Annotated in this window: 24 protein-coding genes; 13 read left to right on the top strand and 11 right to left on the bottom strand. The window is 32.2% G+C overall.

Going from position 1 to position 21,564, the window contains the following annotated elements; genetic code table 11:
* The first annotated feature begins 37 nt into the window (after window positions 1-37).
* The 5 genes from B2U95_RS13425 (at window position 38) to B2U95_RS13405 (ending at window position 3,040) form a co-directional block, all read left to right on the top strand.
* On the top strand, window positions 38-394 hold the full coding sequence (locus tag B2U95_RS13425; protein WP_296317051.1) for a hypothetical protein: 357 nt from the start codon (window positions 38-40) through the stop codon (window positions 392-394).
* Between the two features lie 72 nt (window positions 395-466).
* Window positions 467-886: a lipocalin family protein gene (locus tag B2U95_RS13420; protein ID WP_296317049.1), complete on the top strand. Its 420-nt coding sequence runs from the start codon at window positions 467-469 to the stop codon at window positions 884-886.
* Between the two features lie 95 nt (window positions 887-981).
* Window positions 982-2,001: a phenylalanine--tRNA ligase subunit alpha gene (gene pheS, locus B2U95_RS13415; RefSeq protein WP_296317047.1), complete on the top strand. Its 1,020-nt coding sequence runs from the start codon at window positions 982-984 to the stop codon at window positions 1,999-2,001.
* Window positions 2,002-2,179: 178 nt separating this feature from the next.
* Complete coding sequence (locus tag B2U95_RS13410) at window positions 2,180-2,488, top strand: GIY-YIG nuclease family protein (RefSeq protein WP_296317046.1); 309 nt, start codon at window positions 2,180-2,182, stop codon at window positions 2,486-2,488.
* Between the two features lie 156 nt (window positions 2,489-2,644).
* On the top strand, window positions 2,645-3,040 hold the full coding sequence (locus B2U95_RS13405) for a hypothetical protein (RefSeq protein ID WP_296317045.1): 396 nt from the start codon (window positions 2,645-2,647) through the stop codon (window positions 3,038-3,040).
* Window positions 3,041-3,418: 378 nt separating this feature from the next.
* Here B2U95_RS13405 and B2U95_RS16320 read toward each other — a convergent pair whose 3' ends face one another.
* A complete protein-coding gene (locus tag B2U95_RS16320) occupies window positions 3,419-3,556 on the bottom strand; it encodes a T9SS type A sorting domain-containing protein (RefSeq protein ID WP_414727679.1) in 138 nt (45 codons plus the stop codon).
* A 23-nt stretch (window positions 3,557-3,579) separates the two neighbouring features.
* Here B2U95_RS16320 and B2U95_RS13400 point away from each other — a divergent pair, with 23 nt between their 5' ends.
* Window positions 3,580-3,930, top strand: a complete 351-nt coding sequence (locus B2U95_RS13400; protein WP_296317044.1) for a LytR/AlgR family response regulator transcription factor — start codon at window positions 3,580-3,582, stop codon at window positions 3,928-3,930.
* A gap of 137 nt (window positions 3,931-4,067) precedes the next feature.
* Here B2U95_RS13400 and B2U95_RS13395 read toward each other — a convergent pair whose 3' ends face one another.
* Complete coding sequence (locus tag B2U95_RS13395) at window positions 4,068-5,069, bottom strand: NAD(P)H-dependent glycerol-3-phosphate dehydrogenase (RefSeq protein ID WP_296317043.1); 1,002 nt, start codon at window positions 5,067-5,069, stop codon at window positions 4,068-4,070.
* Window positions 5,070-5,269: 200 nt separating this feature from the next.
* Here B2U95_RS13395 and B2U95_RS13390 point away from each other — a divergent pair, with 200 nt between their 5' ends.
* On the top strand, window positions 5,270-6,214 hold the full coding sequence (locus tag B2U95_RS13390; RefSeq protein WP_296317042.1) for a nicotinic acid mononucleotide adenyltransferase: 945 nt from the start codon (window positions 5,270-5,272) through the stop codon (window positions 6,212-6,214).
* A 95-nt stretch (window positions 6,215-6,309) separates the two neighbouring features.
* Window positions 6,310-6,720, top strand: coding sequence for a 6-phosphogluconate dehydrogenase (locus tag B2U95_RS13385; RefSeq protein ID WP_296317041.1), 411 nt, complete (start codon window positions 6,310-6,312; stop codon window positions 6,718-6,720).
* Here B2U95_RS13385 and B2U95_RS13380 read toward each other — a convergent pair.
* From B2U95_RS13380 to mfd, 3 genes are read right to left on the bottom strand one after another with little or no spacing between them, the layout of a single operon-like run.
* A complete protein-coding gene (locus tag B2U95_RS13380; protein ID WP_296317040.1) occupies window positions 6,707-8,008 on the bottom strand; it encodes a TlpA family protein disulfide reductase in 1,302 nt (433 codons plus the stop codon). The two genes, B2U95_RS13385 and B2U95_RS13380, sit on opposite strands and share 14 nt — an antisense overlap.
* A 50-nt stretch (window positions 8,009-8,058) precedes the next feature.
* Window positions 8,059-8,919: a DMT family transporter gene (locus B2U95_RS13375; protein WP_296317039.1), complete on the bottom strand. Its 861-nt coding sequence runs from the start codon at window positions 8,917-8,919 to the stop codon at window positions 8,059-8,061.
* Complete coding sequence (mfd, locus tag B2U95_RS13370; protein ID WP_296317038.1) at window positions 8,916-12,245, bottom strand: transcription-repair coupling factor; 3,330 nt, start codon at window positions 12,243-12,245, stop codon at window positions 8,916-8,918. Before mfd ends, B2U95_RS13375 begins: the two co-directional genes overlap by 4 nt.
* 115 nt (window positions 12,246-12,360) lie before the next feature.
* On the opposite strand from mfd, the gene B2U95_RS13365 reads away from it, so the two are divergent.
* The gene (locus tag B2U95_RS13365) at window positions 12,361-12,792 is read left to right on the top strand and encodes a TerB family tellurite resistance protein (protein WP_296317037.1); all 432 of its coding nucleotides are present in this window, start codon (window positions 12,361-12,363) and stop codon (window positions 12,790-12,792) included.
* 67 nt (window positions 12,793-12,859) lie between these two features.
* Here B2U95_RS13365 and fbp read toward each other — a convergent pair whose 3' ends face one another.
* Window positions 12,860-13,864: a class 1 fructose-bisphosphatase gene (gene fbp, locus B2U95_RS13360; protein ID WP_296317036.1), complete on the bottom strand. Its 1,005-nt coding sequence runs from the start codon at window positions 13,862-13,864 to the stop codon at window positions 12,860-12,862.
* Between the two features lie 289 nt (window positions 13,865-14,153).
* On the opposite strand from fbp, the gene B2U95_RS13355 reads away from it, so the two are divergent.
* From B2U95_RS13355 to B2U95_RS13340, 4 genes are all read left to right on the top strand, one after another.
* Window positions 14,154-14,630 carry a GNAT family N-acetyltransferase gene (locus B2U95_RS13355; RefSeq protein ID WP_296317035.1) on the top strand — a complete coding sequence of 159 codons (477 nt, stop codon included), beginning with the start codon at window positions 14,154-14,156 and terminating at the stop codon, window positions 14,628-14,630.
* Entirely contained in the window at window positions 14,630-15,880 is a 1,251-nt protein-coding gene (locus B2U95_RS13350) for an aspartate kinase (RefSeq protein WP_296317034.1), read from the top strand. The genes B2U95_RS13355 and B2U95_RS13350 overlap by 1 nt, the downstream gene beginning before the upstream one ends.
* Window positions 15,881-15,993: 113 nt before the next feature.
* A complete protein-coding gene (locus B2U95_RS13345) occupies window positions 15,994-17,823 on the top strand; it encodes a lysophospholipid acyltransferase family protein (RefSeq protein WP_296317033.1) in 1,830 nt (609 codons plus the stop codon).
* Complete coding sequence (locus B2U95_RS13340; protein WP_296317032.1) at window positions 17,813-18,829, top strand: carboxypeptidase-like regulatory domain-containing protein; 1,017 nt, start codon at window positions 17,813-17,815, stop codon at window positions 18,827-18,829. Before B2U95_RS13345 ends, B2U95_RS13340 begins: the two co-directional genes overlap by 11 nt.
* 49 nt (window positions 18,830-18,878) lie before the next feature.
* Here B2U95_RS13340 and B2U95_RS13335 read toward each other — a convergent pair whose 3' ends face one another.
* The 5 genes from B2U95_RS13335 to B2U95_RS13315 form a co-directional block, all read right to left on the bottom strand.
* A complete protein-coding gene (locus tag B2U95_RS13335) occupies window positions 18,879-19,367 on the bottom strand; it encodes a hypothetical protein (RefSeq protein WP_296317031.1) in 489 nt (162 codons plus the stop codon).
* Window positions 19,368-19,419: 52 nt separating this feature from the next.
* Window positions 19,420-19,941: a YtxH domain-containing protein gene (locus B2U95_RS13330; protein WP_296317030.1), complete on the bottom strand. Its 522-nt coding sequence runs from the start codon at window positions 19,939-19,941 to the stop codon at window positions 19,420-19,422.
* 51 nt (window positions 19,942-19,992) lie between these two features.
* Window positions 19,993-20,379: a VOC family protein gene (locus B2U95_RS13325; protein WP_296317029.1), complete on the bottom strand. Its 387-nt coding sequence runs from the start codon at window positions 20,377-20,379 to the stop codon at window positions 19,993-19,995.
* 156 nt (window positions 20,380-20,535) lie between these two features.
* Window positions 20,536-21,045, bottom strand: a complete 510-nt coding sequence (locus B2U95_RS13320) for a DUF4199 domain-containing protein (protein WP_296317028.1) — start codon at window positions 21,043-21,045, stop codon at window positions 20,536-20,538.
* 105 nt (window positions 21,046-21,150) lie between these two features.
* The gene (locus tag B2U95_RS13315; protein WP_296317027.1) at window positions 21,151-21,561 is read right to left on the bottom strand and encodes a response regulator transcription factor; all 411 of its coding nucleotides are present in this window, start codon (window positions 21,559-21,561) and stop codon (window positions 21,151-21,153) included.
* Window positions 21,562-21,564 lie beyond the last annotated feature (3 nt).

Raw genomic sequence — 21,564 nt, 5'->3', positions numbered from 1 at the left:
TTGCCACATATATAACGCAACAATAAGTTGTTAAATTATGGCAAGAGACGAACAATTAAAAGAGCGATGGGTTTCGGTGGTAGAAAAACTCTCTAACCAATTTGCTGACGGTGATAAGTTAGACCTAGATTCTATTATTTATCTTATTGGTGTTCAGGAGCTTGGACAAATACATCGCGATTATAAAAAAGACCATAAACTCGATTTAATGCATATTGCAATTTGTAAGGTTTTAGAACCTTACGGTTTTTATGAGTTTGATTTTGTAGATGATGATGGTTGGCCGCATTATAAAGTATTAGCACAATTACCCCATCTTAAGGCTGGCGAACAAAGTGTTTTAATGAAAGAAGCTATCGTTAATTATTTTATAGAAACAGAGTATATTGATTAATAATAGCATCTACATTAAATTTTTACTTCCTAAAAGTATTAAATTTGTTAAATAAACTTAAATTTTGTTTCTATGAAAAAATTATTTCTTGTGTTTAGCGTATTTGCACTTGTGTTTTCATCTTGCAATAGTGATGATGACGGAGGTTCTGCATCTGGATCTATTATCGGCACATGGAAATTTTTAGAATTTTATGAAAATGAAGTTTTACTCGAGAACGAGCTTTGTGATACTGAAGAAACATTGGTTTTTTCCTCAAATGGTGACTTCTCTTCTCAGAGTTATGAAGACAACGATGATGATGGTACTTGTGAATTAGTATTTACAGTAAACGGAACATGGTTTAATTCAGGGGATTTACATACTATTACTATAGATGGAGACTCAATCCAAGTAGAATTTATTTTTGAAGGTAATACATTCTATACTGAAGAAGCTTATGTAGAAGATGGAGTTGTTTACACTGATAAAAGGGTGTTTGTTAAACAATAATATGTGATATTATAATAATAAATGAACTTCTTTAATATTAAAGGAGTTTTTTTATGCCTTAAAAATAGTAAATTTGCATTTTGAATTAATTGAGAATGATAGATAAGATTAAAGAACTCATTACTGAAGCTGAAGCGTTTAGAGCTGAATCTAAAGAGGAGCTTGAGGTGTTTAGAATAAAGTATTTAGGGTCTAAAGGATTACTAAAGCAGTATTTTGCTGAGTTTAAAAATGTAGCAAACGACCAGAAGAAAGAATTTGGCCAAACCATAAATCAGCTAAAAAAAACAGCTGAAGACAAGGTGAATACTTTAAAGGAAGCTTTTGAAAATAAGGAAGAAGATAATGGACTTTATGGTGATTTATCACGTCCTGGAGAGCCAATTGCTATAGGTGCACGTCATCCTATTTCTATTGTGAAAAATCAGATTATAGATATTTTTTCGCGTATTGGTTTTAATGTCAGTGAAGGTCCAGAGATTGAAGATGACTGGCATAACTTTACAGCTTTAAATTTACCAGAATACCATCCAGCAAGAGATATGCAGGATACGTTTTTTATTCAAACCAATCCAGATATATTATTGCGCACCCATACCAGTTCGGTACAGGTACGTTACATGGAAAATAATAAACCACCAATTCGTACAATTTCGCCTGGTCGTGTTTATAGAAATGAAGCAATTTCTGCACGTTCGCATTGTTTCTTTCACCAAGTGGAAGGTTTATACATTGATAAAGACGTGAGTTTTGCAGATTTAAAACAAACGCTACAATACTTTACAACAGAGATGTTTGGGAAATCTAAGATTAGATTACGTCCGTCGTACTTTCCGTTTACTGAGCCAAGTGCTGAGGTAGATGTGTATTGGGGACTTGAAACAGAAACGGATTATAAAATAACAAAAGGCACAGGTTGGTTAGAAATTATGGGCTGTGGTATGGTAGATCCTAACGTTTTAGAAAATTGTGGTATTGACTCCAAAGAATACTCTGGTTTCGCTTTTGGTATGGGAATAGATCGTATCGCGATGCTATTGAATCAGATTAGTGACATTCGTTTATTGAGTGAGAATGATGTGCGGTTTTTAGAACAGTTTAAGAGTGCGCTTTAAGTTTTTTGTCATTTCGACCATGTTTACAAGCGAATTTTTGTTTTTTTGTCATTTCGAGCGTGCCGAGAAATCTAATACAACTTAAACCGCATCTCTTATTTCGAGCATGTTAACAAGAGTATATTATGTGTTTTTGTCATTTCGAGCTTGCCGAGAAATCTAATTAAACTCAAAAATTATGTCTAAAGTTATCGCGGCTCATAACTACTACATATACATAATAACCAATAAAAATAAAACGGTACTATATATTGGTGTTACCAATAACTTAGTCGACAGACTTTACTATCACAATAATCCTGAAGCACATTCCAAATCTTTTTCTCATAAATATAAATGCAAATATCTAATCTATTTTGAACATTTTTTGGATATTGAAACAGCTATTACTAGAGAAAAACAATTGAAAAAATGGAATAGATCAAAGAAAGAAGTCTTAATTAATTTACAAAACCCTAACTGGGATTTTCTTAATGATACAATTTGAGATTTCTCGGCAAGCTCGAAATGACAAAAAACATTAGGCAATATTCTTAACTAAATTTTGATAATCTAGGGCATAATTATATGGATGTTCCACGCCTGTAAATAGCGATTGGCGAAGTTGAAGTATAATCATTTAAAAAACAATAGCGTTAAACACATGAAAAAAGATATTAAAATTCCAGAAGTAAAAGACGTTCACGTTGCAGTGGTACAAGAACAACATCCTGAGTATAAAACCCAAGATTGGAATGCCTATATCATTAACAATAGTGATGCAGATTTAGAAACTGTTCTTATTGTTTCACAAGGTTATACAGATAAGAAAATGACACCTCCAATGCGTCATACAATAACATTATTGCCAGCCAAAAGTTATGCTAAAATTGAGTATTTGCAAGAAAAGGTGTTAGCGCTTAATAATGAGTTTAAAATCACCTTTTTTGAAGGCAATCAAATGTTTGATAAGTCGTATTTGTTTAGAAACAATACGATTAATGAAAACGCTTTGCAGACTGTTCCTTTGATGCAGTTAAAAGGGGTTTTGGTGAAGTAATCTGTATAACGATTAAGAGATTATTTATTCTTTACATATTGTTTTTTAAAGGAATTCATAAATGCTCTGCATTGGCCACATCATACCTAAAAGGGTGATTTGCAATGACGGAAAACTTCAAGATTATTTCTGGAACTTTACCTTAATAATTTTTTTTATTCGTTGCGGTTTAGCACTTTGTTTCGTATTTCCTTTTCTGTTAGCTAATTAATACTAAAGCGAAATCAAGGTAAGCATCTTACTTTGAATGCCTTAAAATTGAAGTTAACAAGTGGTTTAATGCTCTAATTTTAGAAATTTACGATGCTTAATAACGAAAAAACCCTTTCCATAAGCGGAAAGGGTTTAGTCCCTAAAATTAATTAATAGCTAATTGTGTTAGTTTTTAACCAACTTTTTTATAAAAGCACCTTTATCCGTAGTTACTTTTACCATGTATATGCCTTTTGCTAAGGCATCGACAGAAACGATGTTAGTCGTACTGCTAAGTACTTTTTTACCCGTAATATCAAACAAACTTCAGCGCATCACAAATTCATATGACTAAAGAAGTTGCACCAAATGCTGAAAGTGAACAAGTCAAAATTGTCTACTTTAAAGTTCAAAATAGTTACGAAAAAATAGATATTGATGACATTATCTACATAAAGTCAGCCTTAAAGTATATTGATGTTTTTACAAAAAAAAGAAAATTTACGCTTAGAATGTCTCTAGTAGAATTCATAGAACCCTTAGCTAAAAATGTTTTTATAAGAGTACACAGGTCTTATGTCGTCAATAAAAATTATATAGATCGTTTTGATGGTTCTAGTATAGAAATTAAGGATTCAAAAATTCCTTTAGGAGGTGCTTATAAAGACAGTTTTAAACAAGTCTTTAAACTTTATTAGATTTTTGTAAATTACAATTGTATACGTATTTGTTTAGAAAGCATACTATTAATAAAAGGCGTTACAGACTTTGCCTTTGATGCATTTAAAAGGTATTTTGGTTAGTCAGCTAATAGCAAAAGGCCAATAGCTAAAAGTTAATCTAACTGATCCGTCAATTTCTTAAATACCTTTTTTGGATCTTTATTCTCATAAAGAATCTCATAGACCGCATTGATAATTGGTAATTGTGTTTTCTTTTTATTTCTTTCATTGAGCAAATGTGCACTTTTGGTGGCATAATAACCCTCAGCAATCATACTCATTTCCATCTGAGCTGATTTTACGGTATACCCTTTACCAATCATATTCCCGAACATTCTATTTCTTGAAAACACAGAATAACCAGTAACTAATAAATCACCTAAATACGCTGAGTTATTAATGTCGCGTTTCATCTTGTGCATCTTTTTGACAAAGCGTTTCATCTCGCGAATCGCATTACTCATTAATACACTCTGAAAGTTGTCACCATAGCCTAAGCCATGCGCAATACCGGCAGCAATAGCATAAATATTCTTTAACATTACAGCATATTCTACACCAATAATATCATCACTAATTTTTGTTTTTATATAATCACTAGCTAAAGTATCTGCTATGGCTTGTGCTTTAACAGCATCTGCGCAAGATATGGTGAGATAGGATAAACGCTCTAGAGCAACTTCCTCAGCATGGCAAGGACCAGCAATAACTGCAATATTTTCGAACGGAATATTGTAAGCGTCATGAAAATGCTCTCCAACCAATTTACCAGTTTCTGGTAAAATACCTTTTACAGCAGATACAATAGTTTTTTGGCTAATATCAGTAGTGAGTTTTTCTAATTCAGAATGTACAAATGCTGAGGGAATCACAACAATGAGCACATCTGCCCAATCTGCAATTTCATTGATATCATTACTGAGCTTTAACTGTTCCGTGTGAAATTCAACAGAACTTAAATAACTAGGATTATGCTGTTCTTTTAATAGGTGTTCTTTCGTATAAACACTGCGCATATACCAACCGACTTCATCTAAATTTTCACAAAGCATTTTTACAATTGCAGTGGCCCAACTTCCGGCTCCAAAAACAGCATATTTCGTAGTATTACTCATAAAGGTTGAATCAGTTTTGTATATCAAAAATAGCGAAAGTTTTATGGACTGACTAATGTCTAACCCAGCTTATCGAAGTGCTGGTTTACTAAGTTAAATTTTGCTTCTACAAGCTTAGTCTAATAAATAGAAAGGTGTAAGTTTTCATTTTTGGCACGCGTTTTGAAATTACCTAAGTAATACCCTTAAAACGTTAGATTATGAAGACATTAAAATTACTCTTAGGATTTGCACTTAGTGCAACGTTTTTTACTTCTTGTTATACAGAGGAGATAAACATTAATGATAATGCACCTGCAGTTTCGTTAAATCAATTATTAAATTCTTACGATTTATGGTATGTAGATATTAATGCTACACAAGGTTTTGGTGAAACACCATTCTTACAGATCGCATTTACGTTAACTTTCGATAATGGTCGTTTATTTGCTAACAACAATTTAGTTGGTTTTGGAAGTCAAGGTGGTGGTTATGGTGCAGAGATAGGAAACTATGATGCCTATAATATGATTTTAGATGTTAACCATGTAATAGATGGTTTTGATAGCTTTGATGTGTATCAAATAGATAATAATACTATTGAATTATATAACCCATTTGACGATACGTCTTATTTTTTGAGAGGCTATCAGCGACAAACTTTTGATTATGATTTTATATTCTATGATAATATTCATTATTTCTTACAAGAATACGAGGCTTGGGAAAAAACATACACCAGTAATTTTGGAGCCTTAAATGAGTTTGACAATGAAAACTATTTACAGTTTTTATCAGGTGGAAATGACTCAACATTTAGAAGTTCACAAGATGGAAACATAAACAATCCAAATACTATTTTTTGGGATTACACAGGTGTTTATGGAGTAGGAGATGCAGGTGGTAATATGTACCTAAAAACATTAACATTAGATTATGATTTTTTTGACAATGAATTTTTCGAACTCAGCGTTATTAATGATGAAAGGATAGAATTGTTACATGCAGACTCTGGTACGATTTATGAATTTACAGGAGTAGGTTACATCCCTTATTATAGAAGTTCTGATACACAAGGTAAAGTTGACAGGCAAGAAGACAAACCTAAAAAGCGAAAGCAAAAAACAGAAAGGATGGATAATCCTAGAGAAAATAAAAGAAGCTAAATTTAGTTGGTTATTTAGTTTCAAAACGCTCAGATAAGACACTTGTTTTACTGGGCGTTTTCTTTACGCTATAGTTCAATTAATTATTTTTTCACATGGATAATTCAAATCATGAAAAACCAAGCTTTAAATCTAGATTCAAAAAGTTTATTTTAAAGGTTGTACTTGGGCTTATTGTTTTATGCTTGCTATTGATATGGGCTTGTTCATGGACGTATTCAGAAGGTACTCGCGCAGGTCAATTAATTAAAATTTCGAAAAAAGGGGTTATATTAAAAACGAATGAAGGAGAACTAAATATTGGAGGGCTTAGATTGGGTTCCGCTAATGATGGATTAGAGGGTAACCTCTGGCAATTTTCAGTGTTAGATCAAAACGTTTTAGAAAAGCTCGAAGCATCGGAAGGAAAACGTGTAAAATTAAGTTATAAGGAACGTTACAAATCAATGCCTTGGCAGGGTGACACCAATTATTTTATTCTTGCTGTTGAAGCTATAGTTCCATAATAATTGCTTCCAAATCTTCATAAGCATAAGGTTTTGCCATAATTACTTTAGAAGAACTTAATAAAAAATACATTGGTGTAGCAGCTACACCATAAGTTTTTACAATAGGGTTGTCCCATTTACCTAAACCAATAACATGTGTAAAATCTGGATATTTTTTAACCTCTTCAGTCCAATCGTTAGCATCGCTTTCTAAACCAAATGCTACGACCTTAAGTGTAGGATTTTTAGCAGCAAGTTCCTTAACCATTGGCAATTCAGTTAGACAATGTCCACAAGCACTACTCCAAAAAACAATTAAGTAATGTTCTGCACCATTAAGTTGATGCAAGCTACTTTTAGCATCATTTATAGTAATTTCAAAATCGGGTGCTCTAGTGCCAATAGATGTGTTCTTATAAGATGAAATAGTTTGAGCTAAAACTTTATTTTCTGTTTTATTAGCGAGTGCTAGTAAGTAGGTGTCTGTAATATAATTTGCAATATCATGATTTTCTAAAGCCACAAAACGTTGCCAAATAATTTTTAAAAGGCTCGTTTTAATAATAGCATCGGTATCACTAATTTCAGAAGCAACATCATCAACATGCTGTTTGTAAAGGTCGTTGTTGGGATTTTTTATAATATCAAAAACATAGGTTGTTACACGATCTACCAAAAACGAAGAGCTCTGTAATAAATAATTACTAAAATCTATTTGTTTGAGATAGTTGGTCTTTAAATTCACAGAGTAGCTACTCATGTCTTCATAAGCTTCTGGGATATAAGGCCTGTTAGCTATAATAAAAGTAGAGACTAACTTTCCGTTTGCTAGTTCTTCGTAGCCCATCTGCGTATCTTTTAATGTCTTAAAAATAGCATTGAAACCTTCCTTATCCGAGTTTTCTTTAGAGTAGTAGTTGTTTATGGTCATATTAACTACATCCATACTTTTTAAATACGAATTCCAGAGTTTATTTTCATCAGACTCTGTGAATTCTAGACCTTTTTCATAACTAAAATTAAAAACAATTGTTTCTTTTCCGTCATAGATAAAATCAAAGTTGTTTTCTTCTGGTGGAATTGCATATACAATTTTATAAATACCAGGGGTCACTGTTGAGTCTAGCGGAATTTCAAAATTACCTGCAAGATCTAGTTGTCCTCTACTTACGTAATCGGCTCCATCTGGTGCCGCTTTATATAAAAAAGCATAAGTAAAATCTTCTGCTGGAGAAAAGGTGCCTTTTACATTTTGAGCAAAAGCGATGAACGGTAATATTAAAGCAAGGATGATTAATTTTTTCATTAGTCTATGGTGTTATTATAAAATGAACAGCTTCAGTAATTAAGCCACTATTATTTTTTAGATCTTACACTTTCTATGGCAACTGTTGTTAATATTAAGCTGCCTCCTACAAATGTATGTAATGTTGGTATTTCATTCAAGAAAAAATAAGCAATTATAATTCCGAAAACGGGTTGCGCACTACCAATGATACTCGCCGTACTTGCTTTAAAATATTTTAAGCTATTAACAAACATCGTGTGTCCTATCGCTGTAGTTACTAATGCTAAGATAATAACATAGGGATACTGTGTTGTAATATTTGAGGTATCCATAAAATATAAGACAGGAACTAATATAGCCGCAATTATAGCGACTTGGTAAAACATGAGTGTTGTGCCGTTATACGTATTGACATGTTTTTTTAGAATTAAAATCCTAAGTGCGTAACATAAGGCAGAGAGCAGCCCAAATAATAAACCTTGAAGTTGGTTGCTTTCTAAATCAAATTCTGGTGCCAAAATATAAATACCAATAAGTACAAGAATCCCTAAAATAATATGAATAGGATCAAATTTGTTTTTTGAAAATAAGGGTTCTAAAAGCGCTATCATCACAGGAAATGTAAATAACGATAACATACCAATAGCTACATTAGATAGTTTTAAAGCATAAAAATAGGTAATCCAATGTGCTCCCATAAAAACGGCAGCAATGATAAATGTATAGCGATCTTTGCGCGTATGAATTTTTAAGTTAACGCCTTTGTAAAGACAAAAGATTAATAAAAATAATGCTGCTAAAGCTGAGCGCCACCAAATTACGACTGGAGTTGGTAAATCAATATATTTGCCTAATGCACCAGATGTACTTATAAGAATGGTGGCTGTTGTAAGCCAAAAAACATGTTTTAAGTGGCTTTTCTCACTCATAGCTGAGATAAAGCATCGAGTGCTTGTTTTGTGGATTTAATCCCTTCAAACGTAATTAATAAACGCAAGCCGTTTCTGGTTTTTTTCTCTTTCATCTTACATTTTTTAGCATTTAACTGCGCAAATTGTAACACTTTCGAGAAATTATCACTCTGATAAAATCCACTTTGTTGATCTTGTATAAAATAACCAATCAGTTTACCTTGTTTCATTATCAGTTTTTCAACACCCATTTTGGTTGCAATCCATTTTAGCTTCACACTATCTAATAAATCTGAGACTTGCGTTGGTAAGTTACCAAAACGGTCAATAATATCAGTTTCGAATTGTGTGAGTTCTTCTTCGGTTCTTATGGCGTTTAGCTTTGTGTAAAGATTTAGACGTTCTGTAATATTATTGACGTAATCATCTGGGAATAATAATTCAAAGTCTGTATCTATAGTAACATCTTTGACGTATTTTTTAGGTTTACCGTCATCTTTATACAAGTCTGAAAATTCAGTTTCTTTAAGTTCGTCAATAGCTTCATTTAATATTTTCTGATAGGTATCAAAACCAATATCATTAATAAAACCACTTTGCTCACCACCTAATAAATCACCAGCTCCTCTAATTTCTAGATCCTTCATAGCAATGTTGAAACCACTTCCTAATTCGGTGAATTGCTCTAAGGCTGTAATACGTTTTCGCGCATCATTAGTCATAGCAGAATACTCTGGAGTGATAAAATAACAGAATGCTTTTTTGTTGCTACGACCAACACGTCCTCGCATTTGGTGCAAATCGCTTAATCCAAAATTGTTTGCGTTATTAATAAAAATGGTATTCGCATTTGGTACATCTAATCCACTTTCTACAATCGTTGTACTCACCAAGACATCAAACTCACCATTCATAAATGCGAGCATTAACTCTTCTAATTTCTTACCGTCTAGTCTTCCGTGACCAATGCCAATTTTTGCATCTGGTACTAAACGCTGAATCATACCAGCAACTTCCTTAATGTTTTCAATGCGATTATGGATAAAAAAGACTTGACCACCACGTTGAATTTCGTAACTCACCGCATCTCTTATGGTTTCTTCACCAAAACGAATCACATTACTTTCTATTGGGTAACGGTTAGGTGGAGCTGTATTTATTACGGACAAATCTCTTGCAGCCATTAAGCTAAATTGGAGTGTCCTTGGAATCGGAGTCGCTGTTAATGTTAAGACGTCTACATTTTCTTTAATGGTTTTGAGACGTTCTTTTACAGCAACACCAAACTTCTGCTCTTCATCTACAATGAGTAAACCTAAATCTTTGAATTTTACGTTTTTATTAGCGAGTTGATGTGTGCCAATAATAATATCAACCTTTCCGTTTTCGAGACCTTCAAGAGTTTCGCGTTTTTCTTTTGCAGTTCTAAATCGATTAACATAATCTACAGTAACAGGAAATTCTTTTAAACGCTCTTTAAACGTTCGGGAATGTTGGTAAGCCAATATAGTCGTTGGTACTAAAACAGCAACTTGTTTTCCGTTATCTACAGCTTTAAAAGCGGCTCTAATGGCAACTTCGGTTTTACCAAAACCAACATCACCACAGACCAAACGATCCATTGGTCGTTCGCTTTCCATATCTGCTTTTATGTCTGCTGTTGAGCTTGTTTGATCAGGTGTATCTTCATAAACAAAAGAAGCCTCAAGCTCTAGTTGCATATGACTATCTGGTGCATACTGAAAACCTTTTTTTAGCTTTCGCTTTGCATATAGTTTAATAAGATTGAATGCAATTTCCTTAACACGCGATTTTGTTTTCTGTTTTAGCGTTTTCCAAGCTTTACTACCTAGTTTATAAATGGTAGGTGGTTTTCCATCTTTACCATTAAACTTCGTTATTTTATGAAGCGAGTGAATACTTAGATATAGAATATCGCGCTCACCATAAACCAATTTAATGGCTTCTTGCTTTTTGCCTTCGACATCTATTTTTTGAAGTCCACCAAACTTACCAATACCATGATCTATGTGTGTTACATAATCACCAATTTCTAAATTTGTAAGTTCTTTTAAGGTGATGGCTTGCTTTTTAGCGTAGCCATTTTTAAGATGAAATTTATGATAACGATCAAAAATCTGATGATCTGTGTAAACTGCAATTTTGTGTTCTGCATCAATGAAACCTTGATAGAGCGAAAGGACTATAGTTTTGTAATGCACGTTTTGCTCAGCATCATCAAAAATATCATGAAATCGTTTGGCTTGTTGCTCGCTGACACAAGCGATATAATTGGTAATACCTTCAGAATGATTGTCATTTAAGTCTTCAATCAGTAAATTGAATTGTTTATTAAATGATGGCTGTGGTTTAGTATTAAAGGATATAATCTCATCACAGACTATGGCTGTAAACCCAAATTCAATTAAGTTATAGTTTAAAAACTGACGCTTTAATAATTCTGAATTACAAAATAATCGATCTGGTGATGCCTGTTTTATGTCTCCAGTTAAACTATTGTAAGCATCTTCTGCTTTTTTATAAAATTCATCTATTCTCGAAAATAGAAATGGAGTATTTTTTGTGAAAACTACGGTATTATTAGAGATGTATTTTAAGAAACTTTCACGCTGTTCCGCTATTAATTTATTTGCAACGTTTGGAATAATACTTACCTTTTTAATACGCTCGGTAGATAATTGTGTTTCTACATCAAATGTTCTAATACTATCAACTTCATCTCCGAAGAATTCAATACGATAAGGCTCATCATGAGAAAACGAAAATACATCTACAATACCACCACGAACTGAGAAATCACCTGGTTCTGTAACAAAATCGACACGTTTAAATTTGTATTCAAAAAGCACTTCATTTACAAAATCGATACTTAATTCGTTACCAATAGAAATTTTGAGTGTATTCTTTTCGAGTTCTTTTTTTGTGACTACTTTTTCGAACAATGCATCCGGATAGGTAACAATAATACAGGGCTTTTTACGAGAATTAATTCGGTTTAAAACTTCTGCTCTTAAAAGGACATTGGCATTATTCGTTTCTTCAATCTGATAAGGTCTGCGATAACTACCAGGATAGAATAATACATCTTTGGAGTTAATGAGTTGTTCTAAATCATTTAGATAATAAGCAGCTTCTTCCTTATCATCAAAAACAATTAAAAATGGTTTTTCAGCAGTTTTGAAAGCTTCAGAAATAACGATAGATAATGAAGAGCCAACTAAGTTTTTTAGATGTGTTTTACTTTCAGTTTTGGCAATGGCATTTTTCAGATTTTGCAGTTGCAAAGTCTGTAAATAGGTTTGTGCAATAAAGGCTTTACTCAAATTCCTTTGTTTGAAGGTGCAAATATAAAAGTTTTAAAGCTTTGTTTATGATAAATACTATGAATACAATTATATTTGTTCACCTATATTATATTAGACAATTAAAACATAAAATATGTCATTTTCAGAATTATTCGAAAGCGGATTTAAAAAGCGTAATGAAGACCATTTTGCGGCTATTGTAAGAATTGCAATGAGTGATGGTGTTATTAATGATGCTGAAAAAGCATTTGTAGACCGTTTAGCAACACGTTTAGATATTACAGAGTCAGAATATAAAGCAATCTTAAAAGATTATAAAAGTCATCCTGTAAATCCACCGGTTTCTTACGATAAGCGTTTAGCACGTTTATACGATTTGGCGCGTATGGTTTGGGCAGATCATATTGAAGGTCCTAATCAGGTTGGTTTATTAGAGAAATTATGTATTGGATTAGGTTTTAATCAAGACAACGTAAAGTACATTGCAGATAAAGCACTGACTTTAGTTCATTACGAAGTAGACTTAGATGAGTTTACAGAGAAAATGAAAAATATGAATCAGTAGATGATTCTAAATATTATAACAAAAAAGGCGAACATTACTGTTCGCCTTTTTTGTGTTTTGAAAGATTTTATGCATTGCGCATAAAATCTTCTGCTTTTTCTACCATATTTTTACTACCACAGATAAAAGAAACACGCTCGTGTAATTCTGTAGGCTCAATATCCATAATACGCGTAAAACCATCACTTGCTTTTCCGTTGGCTTGTTCTGCTATAAAAGCCATAGGATTACATTCGTAAAGTAAGCGTAATTTTCCTTTCGCATTTTTAGAACTTTTTGGGTACATATAAATACCACCTTTTATCATGTTTCTATGAAAATCGGATACTAAAGAGCCAATGTATCTGCTTGTGTAAGGTCTATCCCCTTCTTCTTGCTGACAATACTTAATGTAATTTTTTATACCCGTTGGGAAATGAATATAATTACCTTCATTAACGGAGTATATATTTCCATCTTCAGGGAATTGCATATCTGGATGCGATAAGTAAAATGAACCAATTGCTGGGTTTAGTGTAAAACCATTTACGCCGTAACCAGTCGTATATACAAGCATTGTAGATGTTCCATAAACTACATAACCAGCTGCAACTTGTTGGTTTCCTTTTTGTAAAAAATCAGTGATTGTTACAGGTGTTCCTACAGGAGTAACACGTCTGTAAATTGAAAATATTGTTCCAACAGAAACATTAACATCTATATTAGAAGAACCGTCTAACGGATCTATTAAAACCACATATTTATTCTGGTTATTTTCATCCTGGCTGTTAATAGCGATAAAATCATCTTCCTCTTCACTTGCAATACCACAAACAATGTTTCGTTTGGTCATGGTCTGAATAAACTTCTCATTAGCATAAACATCTAATTTTTGCTGATCTTCACCTTGAATGTTGGTGTCTCCAGCAGCGCCAAGGATATCTACTAAACCGGCTTTATTAACTTCGTGATTTACCACTTTCGCAGCTAATCTAATAGAGTTTATAAGTCGAGAAAGTTCACCAGAAGTGTATTTAAAAGACGATTGATTTTCTATAATAAATTCACCTAAGGTTTGATTACGTTGTGACATGAAGTATAATATTGATTAATTGCCACAAATATCGCATTTTTTAACAAACTATAACGATTTCGTATTTTAAATAAATGAACTCGTATTGATTTTTTGTTTTTGACCGAAAATAAAATAAAATTTGTTTAGGTGAGGCTATTTTAGAAAGGTGTAGCATCGCTACGCATGAGTAAATAGATGAAATAGGGACGAATTTTAGATATTTTTTAGTAAATAGAAAAAGTCAAGATGAGTTCACTGTTATCTAAAGTGAGTTTAGATTATATTTGAGTTCTTTTTTGAGAATACTATGAATCAACCAAGATTAGCCACCCTAAAAGATATGCCAAGAGTTTTAGAACTCATTAATGAATTGGCAATTTTCGAAAAGGAACCAGATGCTGTAGAAGTTACGCTCAAAGATTTAGAAAACGATGGCTTTGGTTTACAACCTAAATTTACGTGTTTTGTGCTAGAAAGTAGTAAAATCATAGAAGGCATAGCCTTGGTATATATGCGCTATTCGACTTGGAAAGGTGAAGTTTTGCATTTGGAAGATTTAATTATAAGTGAAAAGTGTAGAGGTAAAAGTCTTGGGACACAACTTTTAGATACTGTTGTTAAATATGGTAAAGAGAGAGGTGTAAGACGTATTAGTTGGGAAGTGATAGATTGGAATGAACCTGCCATAAAATTTTATGAAAGTAAAGGAGCGAATGTGATGCGAGATTGGGATGTAGTGCAGTTAAACGAAAGTGGAATTGAAAATTATTTAAAAGAATTATAATGCAAGTTTACAAATTTGGTGGAGCATCAGTAAAAGATGCTGAAGGTGTAAAAAATTTGGCTGCGGTTTTAAAAACTACAGGTTACGATAAAACGTTGGTGGTTGTCTCTGCAATGGGAAAAACGACTAACCGAATGGAGTTGGTTATTAAAAACTATTTTGAAAATAAAGGGGAGTTACAAAGTGCTATTTTCGAGGTTATAAAATGTCATAATGATATATTATTAGACCTTTTCGAAAATAAACGACATCAAGTTTTTGCAGATGTTAAATTACTTTTTGATGAGCTTAACTTATTTTTTAAAAGTAATAAATCACCAGATTACAACTTTGTATATGACCAAACGATTGGATTTGGGGAATTAATTTCCACTAAGATTATTAGTCACTACCTTAATGAAATAGGTCTCAAAAATAGTTGGATTGATGTAAGAGAATTTATAAAAACAGATAATTATTACAGACGTTCTAATGTTAACTGGGATGTAACGCAAGAGAATATTACATCAAAACTTAACGGATCAATTCTTAATATTACTCAAGGATTTTTAGCAAGTGATGCTAATAATTTCACAACAACATTAGGAAGAGAAGGTAGTGATTACACAGCCGCTATTTTCGCCTATTGTTTAAGTGCTAATAGTGTTACTATTTGGAAAGATGTCCCAGGTGTCTTAAATGCAGATCCACGTTATTTTGAAAACGCACAATTATTGCATCAAATTTCTTATAGAGAGGCGATAGAGTTGGCTTTTTATGGAGCTTCTGTAATTCACCCTAAAACAGTGCAACCTTTACAACGAAAAGAAATTCCTTTATATGTTAAGTCATTTTTAAATCCGACAGCAGATGGCACTTGCGTAAGTAAAGGCAAAGCTTTAGATCCCGAAATCCCATGTTTCATAGTTAAGAAGAAACAAATCTTAATTTCATTATCATCTTTAGATTTTTCTTATATCATGGAAGAAAATATTAGTGAAATATTTAGTCTTTTGCATCTTTATAAAATGAAGGTTGATGTTATACAGAATTCGGCTATTAGTTTTTCAGTATGTGTAGATAATTTATATAATAATTTGGCAAAATTATTACAACACCTTAAAGCAAAATTTAATGTTACATGTTACGATAATGTTAGTCTATATACTATTAGACACTATAACGACGTTGCTGTAAAAGAGCTTGAAAAAGATAAAACAGTATTATTGAAGCAATTAACACAAGGAACTGTTCAAATCGTTACCCAATAAATGACCTAGACGTAATCTTGTGAGGTATTAATTAAATGAATATCTAATTATTTAGATGTAGTATTGAAATATTCAAATCTCGCTTAGCGAGTAAAAGTTATTATATTTGTTTTATGGGGAAATCATCTGATACTGGTTTAGTAACCGCTAAAGAAGTCGCTAAGGCAATCAATGTCGATAAGTACGGTTTCTTGGGTACGCTCTGTGGTTGGGTATTAATGAAAGTACTTAAAATTTCTACACTAAATAAGTTTTACAAGCGTAACAAACACCTTAGTAGCGTAGATTTTCTTGATGCTATTTTAGATGAATTTCAGATTAAGTTCGAAATTCCTGAAGAGGACATGAAGCGCTTGCCTAAAGAAGGGCCTTACATTACCATTTCTAATCATCCGCTTGGTGGTATTGATGGAATCTTACTGTTAAAATTAATGTTAGAACAGCGCAGCGATTTTAAAATTATTGCTAATTTTCTATTGCATCGCATTGAGCCACTTAAACCTTATATAATGCCAGTAAATCCTTTTGAAGACAGAAAAGATGCTGCAAGTAGTATAACAGGTTTTAAGAATGCAATTTTACATTTAAGAGAAGGACATCCATTAGGTGTTTTTCCTGCTGGTGAAGTGTCTACTTATAAAGATGGAAAACTAGTGGTTGATAAAGAATGGGAAGTTGCAGCAATGAAGTTAATTCAGAAAGCAGAAGTACCTGTAGTGCCTATTTATTTTCATGCTAAAAATAGCAGATTATTTTACAGGCTTTCTAAATTAAGTGATACACTTAGAACGGCAAAATTACCATCAGAAGTATTAACTCAAAAGCGACGTGTTATAAAAGTAAGAGTTGGTAAACCTATTTCTGTAAAAGCTCAAAAGGAACATGTGAGTCTTGCAGATTTTTCAGAATTTTTAAGACGAAAAACTTATATGTTATCTAAAACCTTTGAGGACAAACCAAAGATTTTAGACAACCTTCAATCACAATTAAAACTACCTAAACCTCCAAAACGTATTGTAACTCCTATCGATCCTGAGGTTATGATTGCAGAGGTGGAAACCTTAAAAGTTAAAGACTGTAGACTTTTATCGAGTAAAAATTATGAGGTGTATTTAGCTGCTGCTGATGATATTCCTAATATTTTACGTGAGATTGGTAGACTTAGAGAGATTACTTTTAGAGAGGTTGGTGAAGGCACTAACGAGGCTATAGATTTAGATAAGTTTGACACGTATTACCATCATATGTTTTTATGGGATAACGATAAGAAAGTATTAGCTGGTGCTTATAGAATGGGATTAGGTTCTAAGATTTTTGAACGTTTTGGGATTGATGGATTTTATCTTCAAGATTTGTTTCGTTTTGAGCCAGAACTTTATAAAATGATGAGTCAATCTTTAGAGTTAGGAAGGGCCTTTATTATTAAAGAATACCAACAAAAACCAATGCCACTCTTTTTACTTTGGAAAGGTATTGTACACACCACATTACGTTATCCAGAACACAAATTCTTAATTGGAGGAGTAAGTATTAGCAACCAGTTTTCAAACTTTTCGAAGAGTTTAATGATTGAGTTTATGAAATCACATTATTACGATCCTTATGTGGCGCAATATGTGCATCCTAAAAAGGAATTTAAGGTAAAGCTTAAAGATGCAGACAAAGATTTTGTTTTCGATGCGACAGAGGCTGATTTAAATAAATTCGATAAAATTATTGATGAGGTTGAGCCAGGAGCATTACGTCTACCTGTTTTGCTTAAAAAGTACATTAAGCAAAATTGTAAACTTATTGGTTTTAATGTAGATCCATTATTTAATAACGCTGTTGATGGCTTAATGTATATAAAAATTGCTGATCTTCCAGAAAGTACAGTAAGACCTGTAATGGAAGAGTTTCAGGCTGAGTTAGAGCGAAAATTCATGGATAACCATGATAAATAAAATTTGTCTTCTTTTATTTGTTTTAACACAGATTAGTTTTTCTCAGATGCTTACTGGGTTAGTTGTAGATAAAGAAACTAATCAACCTTTAGAAACTGCAGCTGTCTACTTTGATAATACGACAACGGGAACTACAACAGATGAAAATGGAAAGTTTTCAATCACATACTCAGATGCTATTCAATCTACATTAGTGATTTCTTATTTAGGTTATGAAAAAGTATTTATTTCGGACTATAGAACTAAAACAGACATAACTATTCAGCTTGTAGAGGCTACAAATTCTCTTGAAGAAGTTTATATAGATTACGACGATGGGTTAACGAGAAAACAGAAACTTCGTTTATTTAGAACTGAATTTTTAGGGACTTCTAAATTTGCTAAAACATGTAAAATATTAAACGAAGACGATTTAATATTAAGATATGATAAGCGTAATAAAGCCTTGTATGTTAGTTCAAAGGTGCCTATAAGAGTAAAAAACAGGGCGTTGCAGTATGAAATAGCTTATGATATTTTAGATTTCGAAGTTATTTATAGATATCTAAATACATCAACCTTAGAATTTACGATGTATTCGGTGACCTATTTGGGTACTAATTTCTATAAAGATTTAGAAAAAGGCAATAGAAATAAAACCCTTAAGAATCGAGAAAAAGCATACAAAGGTTCGGTACAACATTTTATACGAGCGTTATATAATAAGAATTTAGAAAATCAAGGTTATCTGATTTTTTATGACAAATTTAGAGTTAACGAATGGTCTTATTTTAATGTTGAAGATATTGTTGAATCTAATTTAAAAAAAGTGAACCTAAAGACAAAAGTGTCTATTTTATATAAGATGGATTTTCAGTCTGAGTTGCAACTCAAAGTGGATCATTTTTTTATTGATGTTTATGGTAATTATTCACCAATTATTGGAGTTTATTTTAGTGGTTATTTGGGGAGTCAACGTGTTGGTGATACACTACCTTCTAATTATGGACTAAACACTAAAAAATAAAAAATCCAGAATTCTCATACTGGGCTATTCATTTTATAATTTATAGTTTTTAAAACCAAGGTTTCTTTCCAACTTGGTAGGTGTTATAGAATTCTTCGTCAGATTTTGTTAGGTAAATTACACCTTCAATAAGACCTACTAAGCCAAGTGCCCATATTAATAAAATACCTATCCCAACGCATGTTAAAATTGCTCCTATAATCCATAAGCTTAATAAAATAGCACCTTCTTTATTATAACCTAATATAAATTTGTGTACTCCTAAACTTCCTAATACACCTGCTAAAACCTTTTTATTATCACCAGTAACATTATTAAATGTTTCTTTAGCACTCTCGCTAAATTCTTTAGCACTTTCTTTCGCTTCACCAGCAAATTCAGACGCTTTTTCTTTAGCTTCGCTAGCTAATTCTTTAGCATCATCTGCTAGTTCACTAGCTTTTTCACTCATTTTATCCGCAGCTTTTTTAGCTCCATCTTTAGCATCTCCTAACATGTCGTTAAGGTCATCTCCTAAATCTTTAGTGTCGTCTGCCATAGTTTTTTGTTTTGGTTATCAGTTAAAGTTAGTAAAAATGCGCAATATGCTTTTATTTTTTACCGAACAACTTTTGAAAAAAGCCTTTAGTCTTTTCTTTAGTTTCTGTGTAAGACTCTTTTGCGTCCTCTGTAAAATCTTCAAATTTATCTTCTGCTGCCTCGGCAAACTCAGACGCTTTTTCTTTAGCTTCATCTGCAAATTCACTAAATTTTTCACTTGCTTCTCCAGCAAACTCTTTAGCTTTTGCCTTTGTTTCTGTATAAGTTCCCTTAGCATCTTCAGCAAATCCTGAAGCGCTTTCTTTAGCCGAATCTGTAAACTCACTTAATTTCTCACTCGCTTGATCTGCGAATTCGGATGCTTTTTCTTTTGCATTTCCTAAGACTTCTTTAGCATCATTTGCAAGTTCACTAGCTTTTTCTTTTGCAGTATCAAAAGCCTCAGACGCATTTTCTTTTAATGTAGTTGTGTTATCCGAAACTGAATCTACAGCGTCATTAACAACATCTTTAGTGTGTTGTTTTGCGTTGTCTAAGTTGTCTTTTAAATTATTGTTAGTATTGTCTGCCATGATTATTGTTGTTTAATTATAAGTATAAGAATCTATAAAATAGTTACAGTATTATTTAAAAGCTTTATCTATTGGTTCCCAGAGTTCTATCTTATTACCATCGTTATCTAGTATCCAACCAAACTTTCCGTAATCGTACTCTTCCATTTCTCCTATTACTGTGACACCTTCTTCCTTTAAAGTCACTAATAATTCTTGTAAATTTTCAACACGATAATTAAACATAAAGTCCTTTTTTGAAGGCTCATAATATTTAGTGTCTTCTGCGAATGGACTCCATTGTGTAGAACAATCGTTACCATCTTTGTCTTTCCACCAAAAGGTACAGCCATAATCGTCTGTATTAAATCCTAAGTGTTTATTATACCAATCTTTTGAAGCTTTTGGATCCTTAGTTTTAAAAAATAAACCACCAATACCTGTTACTCGTTTTTTCATATTTACTTCCTGCGAAAGCAGGCCTCTTTTTAATTAAACTTTAGTTCTTCAATTAATGCATAAGGATATTTAATTTGGTGATTACTTGTTGCCTGTCTTCGGGAAGTTGACTAATATAACCCTCTAGTGTTGTAGCTGTTGATGCTATAGTTAGGGTTAATTTTTACGTTGTAGAATTAATCCTGAAATTAAAGATATAATAAAACCTATGACAAATACAGTTAATCCCATTATACTAAAATTGACCAATGGATTTTTAAATAAATCCTTTTGAGACTTTAATTCTTTAAGTTTAGTTTCAAACTCTTTTGCAGGAAGACTATCTCTGTACTTTTCAATAGAATAGTCATAATACTCATTTGTAAACTCTGGGTTAATAATTTCTATATAGAAAACATTAATTAGACCAAAAGTAATAGATGTAAACAAGGTTATCAAAACACCTAGTTTTAGAGCTTTTACTAAACTTATAGATCCATTATTTACAGCGTCACGATAATTTTTTATTCCAAAATAGACAAAGGACAAAGACAAGACTATTGTTACATACCCAAAAATTTCACTTACAGAGAAGTTCATTTGGTCTTCAAATATAAATGAAATTCCAAAGAGAATAACTAGTAAAATACTACTGTACATACCAAATTTAATTACCGTGTTTTTCATTTCTAGTTCTATTTTAATTAGTTGGTCAAAAGTAGTAATAAGGTAATTTTGAAGGCTCATACTAAAGTACCAAATAGTTAATACTATAGTTGTAAAGCTACTAAATTATATGATATTTAGGTTTTTTGAAATTTGGATAGCTTGTGTACGTCGCTTAGCATCTAACTTTAATAGAAGGTTAGATACGTGTGTTTTTATAGTGCTTTCTGAAACAAATAATTTCTCCGCAATTTCTTGATTAGATAAACCAAGGGCTACTTCTTTTAAAACTTCGTACTCACGTTTACTTAGGCCTAATTCTTTAACTTTATCTAAATCTATTTTATGATTAGAAACGGGTATTCTCTTTTTAGTTCTTTTATTTATAAATAACCCTAAACCCAAAAAGGTAATAGCTATAAATCCCATTATGTATTCAATTTGTAAATCGCCACTAATGAAACGGTATTTACTAAACTGAAATAGTAATAGCAATGCTAAAATGAGGAATCCAAAAACGAGAATGGTTTTCTTCATACT

The organism is Winogradskyella sp. UBA3174, assembly GCF_002364335.1.
GTDB lineage: Bacteria > Bacteroidota > Bacteroidia > Flavobacteriales > Flavobacteriaceae > Winogradskyella.
The sequence above is the reverse complement of the archived record's forward strand: the minus strand, read 5'-3'. Positions and strand labels throughout refer to the sequence as shown.

Bases quoted from the DNA above. Each gene is read 5' to 3' on its own strand.
- B2U95_RS13425 (WP_296317051.1), top strand. From the start codon at position 38: ATGGCAAGAGACGAACAATTAAAAGAGCGATGGGTTTCGGTGGTAGAA.
- B2U95_RS13420 (WP_296317049.1), top strand. From the start codon at position 467: ATGAAAAAATTATTTCTTGTGTTTAGCGTATTTGCACTTGTGTTTTCA.
- pheS (WP_296317047.1), top strand. From the start codon at position 982: ATGATAGATAAGATTAAAGAACTCATTACTGAAGCTGAAGCGTTTAGA.
- B2U95_RS13410 (WP_296317046.1), top strand. From the start codon at position 2,180: ATGTCTAAAGTTATCGCGGCTCATAACTACTACATATACATAATAACC.
- B2U95_RS13405 (WP_296317045.1), top strand. From the start codon at position 2,645: ATGAAAAAAGATATTAAAATTCCAGAAGTAAAAGACGTTCACGTTGCA.
- B2U95_RS13400 (WP_296317044.1), top strand. From the start codon at position 3,580: ATGACTAAAGAAGTTGCACCAAATGCTGAAAGTGAACAAGTCAAAATT.
- B2U95_RS13395 (WP_296317043.1), bottom strand. From the start codon at position 5,069: ATGAGTAATACTACGAAATATGCTGTTTTTGGAGCCGGAAGTTGGGCC.
- B2U95_RS13390 (WP_296317042.1), top strand. From the start codon at position 5,270: ATGAAGACATTAAAATTACTCTTAGGATTTGCACTTAGTGCAACGTTT.
- B2U95_RS13385 (WP_296317041.1), top strand. From the start codon at position 6,310: ATGGATAATTCAAATCATGAAAAACCAAGCTTTAAATCTAGATTCAAA.
- B2U95_RS13380 (WP_296317040.1), bottom strand. From the start codon at position 8,008: ATGAAAAAATTAATCATCCTTGCTTTAATATTACCGTTCATCGCTTTT.
- B2U95_RS13375 (WP_296317039.1), bottom strand. From the start codon at position 8,919: ATGAGTGAGAAAAGCCACTTAAAACATGTTTTTTGGCTTACAACAGCC.
- B2U95_RS13365 (WP_296317037.1), top strand. From the start codon at position 12,361: ATGTCATTTTCAGAATTATTCGAAAGCGGATTTAAAAAGCGTAATGAA.
- fbp (WP_296317036.1), bottom strand. From the start codon at position 13,864: ATGTCACAACGTAATCAAACCTTAGGTGAATTTATTATAGAAAATCAA.
- B2U95_RS13355 (WP_296317035.1), top strand. From the start codon at position 14,154: ATGAATCAACCAAGATTAGCCACCCTAAAAGATATGCCAAGAGTTTTA.
- B2U95_RS13350 (WP_296317034.1), top strand. From the start codon at position 14,630: ATGCAAGTTTACAAATTTGGTGGAGCATCAGTAAAAGATGCTGAAGGT.
- B2U95_RS13345 (WP_296317033.1), top strand. From the start codon at position 15,994: ATGGGGAAATCATCTGATACTGGTTTAGTAACCGCTAAAGAAGTCGCT.
- B2U95_RS13340 (WP_296317032.1), top strand. From the start codon at position 17,813: ATGATAAATAAAATTTGTCTTCTTTTATTTGTTTTAACACAGATTAGT.
- B2U95_RS13335 (WP_296317031.1), bottom strand. From the start codon at position 19,367: ATGGCAGACGACACTAAAGATTTAGGAGATGACCTTAACGACATGTTA.
- B2U95_RS13330 (WP_296317030.1), bottom strand. From the start codon at position 19,941: ATGGCAGACAATACTAACAATAATTTAAAAGACAACTTAGACAACGCA.
- B2U95_RS13325 (WP_296317029.1), bottom strand. From the start codon at position 20,379: ATGAAAAAACGAGTAACAGGTATTGGTGGTTTATTTTTTAAAACTAAG.
- B2U95_RS13320 (WP_296317028.1), bottom strand. From the start codon at position 21,045: ATGAAAAACACGGTAATTAAATTTGGTATGTACAGTAGTATTTTACTA.
- B2U95_RS13315 (WP_296317027.1), bottom strand. From the start codon at position 21,561: ATGAAGAAAACCATTCTCGTTTTTGGATTCCTCATTTTAGCATTGCTA.